Annotated in this window: 3 protein-coding genes; all 3 read right to left on the bottom strand. The window is 58.8% G+C overall.

The genetic code is table 11. The features are described 5' to 3' along the window. On the bottom strand, window positions 1-364 hold a 364-nt coding region (locus tag VGI36_07220), incomplete at its 3' end, for a hypothetical protein (protein ID HEY2484922.1). A 171-nt stretch (window positions 365-535) separates the two neighbouring features. Beyond that, the gene (locus VGI36_07215; GenBank protein ID HEY2484921.1) at window positions 536-766 is read right to left on the bottom strand and encodes a hypothetical protein; all 231 of its coding nucleotides are present in this window, start codon (window positions 764-766) and stop codon (window positions 536-538) included. Between the two features lie 212 nt (window positions 767-978). Next, entirely contained in the window at window positions 979-4,293 is a 3,315-nt protein-coding gene (locus VGI36_07210) for an AAA family ATPase (protein ID HEY2484920.1), read from the bottom strand. Between the last annotated feature and the right edge of the window lie 696 nt (window positions 4,294-4,989).

Below are 4,989 nucleotides of genomic sequence, written 5' to 3'. Positions count from 1 at the left end.
CAGGATCACGCAGAAAGCCGTGATTCACATTACCCGCGTCTGTGTAGTTCCCCGCGATAGCCCCCGCCGGGTTGATGCTTTGGCCAGTGGTGCCTTCGGGGTAGAACGTGCCCGCGTCCGGAGCATCGAACGTGCTAATGGTGCCGTCCTTAGCACGCAGGAAGCCTTGAAACGAATAGTAGGGCGGAGCCAAGTATGTCCCTGCGATCGCCCCCCCGGGGTTGTTGGCGAAGGCTAGGGTGGCAGCCGCGCCCGCAACATCGATTGTGGTGAATTGCCCTTTTGTTTCGGCGTGCGCTTGCGACCAGGCAGCTGAAACAAAACAGGTGAAAAGAATCAACATCAGAATCTGGATGCGTCTCATAGTTGTCCTCCATCAAATGTCACACCGTCCCACTATCCGACCTGAACGATTGAAAAGAACTTTGTGCATCGGGCTCTCATCGATCGCCCCATTTGTTCGACCCGACGTATCTCTGAGCTAGGAATGAATGGTCCAATTTTTTGGTTAGATTGTGAACGACACTTCTGGTTCTCATGATTGACTCCTCCATCTCGACGATTGTTGGGCGCCATCATCGGCGTGCAATGAATTGGCGGGAATCTTCATGCTCATTCCATGATCGACCTTGTAGTAGGTTCCGGGCGAGACGAGGTCCTTGATTTTGGCTCCGTTCTCGTAGGTGATTAGCTCACCCGGTTTGACTTGAGCATGCGCACTCGTGAACTGAACGATACTAAGATTGACCACCAGCAGATAAAGCATCGCTTTTCCAGGCGGTCATCCGCGGCCGTGTCTTCATGGATCTTTCCTTTCCCGGCTCCCAGCGAGTCAGCTTTTCTGTAAGAAGAGGCGAGACAAATCAGGGCACAATGTGCCCCGGCGCGGCACAAATGGCTGGAAAAGATAGGAACAGCTCAGTCTGAGGGCTGAGGCGAGCCGTCAGTTGAGCGTCATTTAGAAAGCGAAGAGATCGATCAGAGCCGCCACACTACCTGATTTTCCGGGTCCGGCGTGTACGAGCAGAGGTACCCGGTCCGGATGGAGTTGGCGAGGTGCCGTCCCAGCGCTGGATTGAGTTCGCGGATCTTATCGATCCCGCGGTGGATGCTTTTGGTGATCGCCAGGCGCGCGCGCTCCGAATGCGAAGATTGTTTGCGTTCGCGGCCCTGCAACCCTAGCTCGCGGGCAATCTCCGAGCTCAGCGCGTCCGCCTCGGCGCGCAGCTTAGCGGCGCGTCCGATGTCGTTGTTGCGCTCCGCCTCATCGATTGCGGAGCGCACCTCGCTCAGATGCTCGCGATACTCGGCGCGAGCCCGCCCATCAAGGCCGGGTCCCGCATCGCCTAGGTCGCCGGAAATCTCGTCGGCTTCGTAGCGATCCAGTGCTCGCGGCGAGTTATCGGCGGAAGAGGGCGGGTTGTCGAGCGCCGCCAATTCGCGGGCGTGGAACTGATGCCCCGGATTACGCAGAAGGTGCGCAATGACCCGGACCGCCTTGGAGTCCTGTACTCTGAAAGTTTCACTGCAATAGCTGATCGTCCAGTACTCGCCCTCTCTGCGAAACTCCGCTTCGGGCGACGCCTGATTGACTTTGGAGCCGTCGGCCTGACCAGCTCCCATCCGCCCTCGTTCGACCTCGACGCGGTCGATCCAGGCTTGTCCCGCGCCAATGCGGCGATAGATTCGTATCGCCGCGTCAAATTCAGCATGCCCCTTCGGGTCGCCGGACTCGATTCGCGCGCGCCCTAGGTCGAACCGGGACTCCGCCTCTTCGAACGGACGATGGTATCGATGGAAGATGCGGATGGCCTTGGCAAGTTGGTGCTCCGCCTCTGCGAGATTGCCCGTCACGCCGGCGATTGCCCCTTCGGCCCAGGACAGCCGCCCGAACTGCGATCGCCAATCTTCTCCGCCCACGATCATCCGAGACCGTTCCAGATGCGGCGCCGCGGAAGCCGGCCGCCCCGTATCGGCGTAGAGGAGGACCAGTTCAGTCCGCAAAGAAAGTTCCAGGTGCAATATCTCTCCCCCGCACAAATCGATCCCCTGCTCCAGTTGGAGCTCGGCTTCGTCCGAAAGTCCGCGAATTCGATTCAACGAACCAAGCATAAAATGCAGGGAGCTCATATCCCAGTTGCCCGAATAGCGTTCGACGTCGAGGGCTTCCTGAAATCCGCTCTGAGCCTCCTCCCAAAGCCCCTCGCGAACCGCCAGATTAAGGGTGAACATTCGAGGAAAGTCATGCTTCGCGGCTATCGTCCGTGCCTCTTTTAGATTTCCCGCTAATACCAGACAATGAAACAGCCACACGTAGAAGTTGTGACGCACGCTGTCACTAAGACCGCGCCAGCCGGCGAGGCGTCGCAAGCACTTCAAGGCCGCAAACTGATCGCCTCCCCAAAAGTAATGAAATGTTTCCGTGTTCAAAGCCCAGACGGAAGCATAGTCGCTGCCGTCGTTTTCCGCTCGTGTGCGAATTCGATCTAGTAAAGCTCGCGCCTCAGCGATTCGGCCAACATTGGTGAGGACAAAGCAGTAAGCGTCTGCGGCCTGAAACCATCCCTTCGCGCTGCCGGTTTGCTCAGCCAGCTCCAACGCACGATGCGACGCGTCAAATGCGTCCTTCATTCGCGCGGCTTCCCAACTCGCACGAGCCAGGCCAGCATAAAGAAAAATCAAGCGTTTCAGGCTTGGGCCTCCACGGAGCAATTTTTCGGCCTCGCGGTAATGCATGAACGCCCGTTCGACGTCCATGGTGGCCTTGATTGAGCTCGGCCCCTCGACCAACCGATGCTCGCCCAGCGCGATGTGTACCTGGGCAGCGTTCTGCAAATCCCCCAGTTCTTCGAAAAGTGCCAGCGCCTTCTCCAAGTATCTATTTCCCTCGACGTCCAGGTTTCCCCAGATCAGGAGACCGAGTTGATGCAAATGTTTTGCCCGTTGCTCGGCAGAAGCTCCTCCTTGTTCCATCAGCTCCAGCGCGGTTCGCCACAAAGCGGCGGCCTCGTGATTGGCAAATACTTTTAGGGCGGCTTCGCCCGCACGTACTGAGTAATCGACCGCCTTCTCTGTGTCTCCGCTCAGCCGATAATGATGCGCTATTTCGGCGAGGTGCGGCGCGAGATTGGCCGCGTAGATTCGTTCCAGTGCCTCGGCAATTCGATGATGCAGTTCGGCGGAATCAGCAGTCTCGGTAGAGAGTGCCTCGCGAATAAGCGGATGCGTAAACCGGCAGCGCGACTGCCCGATCCGCGTGACCAGACCGGCTTCAATCCATTCGCGCATGAAAGCGAGCAGCCGGTCATTAGTGACTTGCGTGACTTGGGCCAAGAGACTCGATTCAAACTCCTGCCCGATGGCCGCCGCCACCACCAGCGCATCATGCGCTTCCCGGGTCAGCATCGCGATGCGCCTGCGAATCGCGCTTCGGAGGTTTTCAGGCAGCTCCAACGTGCTCAAATCGAGACGCTCCAGCTCCTTGAGTTTGCCCTCCGCGAGCAGCACACGAATGATTCCGTCGACAAACAACGGATTGCCGGCGGTCGCGCGGTGCAGGTCGCTCACGAAGGTAGCGGTCGGAATCTGGCCCGCGAGTGTCTCAACCATCTTCGCGACTTCGGTGTGGACCAGTCCGGAAATCGGCAACTGATGTCCGTCCCGCAGGATTTCTGCGATTACCGCGGACAACGCCGGCGAGCGGTGCATCTCGGCATCGCGGTAAGCGCCTACTAGCAGGAGATGCGTGTCGTGCAATTCGCGCGCGACGAATCTGAGCAACTGCATCGAGGCCACATCGGATTCATGCAGGTCATCCAGCACGATCATCAGTGGAGGCAACCGCGACAACTCCTTGAGCATCGTCGCCACCGCATCGAACAGTCGAAATCGCGCCTGCTCGGGATTGGAGGATGGTGTCGTTACCTCAGACGTCTCGGGTGCAGACTCTTGCAGCAGTCTGGCCAGTTCGGGCGGACGTGTCGGCAATCGGTCTGAGGTGTCTAACAACCCCCGGAGGACCTGGATCCATGGCCAATACGCCGGTACCCCGCCGCCCTCCCAGCATCGCCCCCATTGCACGCGCATCCCACGAGACTCCGCCAGTGCCGCCGCCTCATCGGCAAGGCAGGTCTTGCCGATACCCGGCTCTCCACTGAACAGCACCAGCCGACCAAGACCGGCCAATGCGTCATCTATCGCGGAGCGAATTTCGGCTAGTTCATGCTCGCGGCCGGCAAACCGCTTCGCTCGCTCTCGACTTTCCGCTGATCCGGCAGGCCTTAACACCCGCATCGACGCAGTGCGGTTTTCTTTGGTAGACAGGAACGGCCTCCTCCCGCTTGCCCTTCACAGGTATCAAAATGGAGACCGGACGAAAATCGGTCGTCGGCTCAAGAAGCTGTCTGTCCGGGATGGTGAGGATAGCGACCTCTCTTCTTCAATTGACGCAGAAGAGACCTAAACCATATCTTTTCGGCGCCGACTGACTGCGAACCGGCGCACGATCGCTTGGTTGGATCGTCATCGAGCGCGGGTGCGTCCTTCGGTCGCGACTCGCTCACGCAAATAGCCGTCGTCGCAGAACTCCGCGATATCAATGGTGAGAGCTTTAGATTCAAAGACAAGCGCAAGGCCGGACTACTCGCTGCACCCGCCCTCCCTTCGTCGGGACGTGCACGATCTCAGCGAGCAGGCGACCTGGGTCGAACTGGCGCCGTCCCGCCTTGGGAATAGAGATTCTTTATGGCGACGGATGGAACGCCCCCACGCTTCACTGAGGCGGGACGGTTTGGCTCGGGTTTGGCACCGGCTGCACAAATCAGGACAATCGCGACGTACGCCGAGCGATGAGCGCTTACTGAAACTCTCGGTATTATTTGGTTCTTTCGGCTCCTATGGGTCATGGTTTGCGTCGGGCCCGAGTCCGGGTTCGATTGAGGTTTCTGAATGGTGGACAGTCGGACGCCGGAACAAAGTCTGGCGTCCCTC

This window comes from Candidatus Binataceae bacterium, assembly GCA_036495685.1.
GTDB lineage: Bacteria > Desulfobacterota > Binatia > Binatales > Binataceae > JAFAHS01.
Note: the sequence above shows the minus strand (reverse complement) of the source record. Positions and strands in the feature narration are given on the sequence as shown.

Coding starts and splice junctions, on each gene's coding strand:
- VGI36_07215 (HEY2484921.1), bottom strand. CDS start 766: ATGCTTTATCTGCTGGTGGTCAATCTTAGTATCGTTCAGTTCACGAGT.
- VGI36_07210 (HEY2484920.1), bottom strand. CDS start 4,293: ATGCGGGTGTTAAGGCCTGCCGGATCAGCGGAAAGTCGAGAGCGAGCG.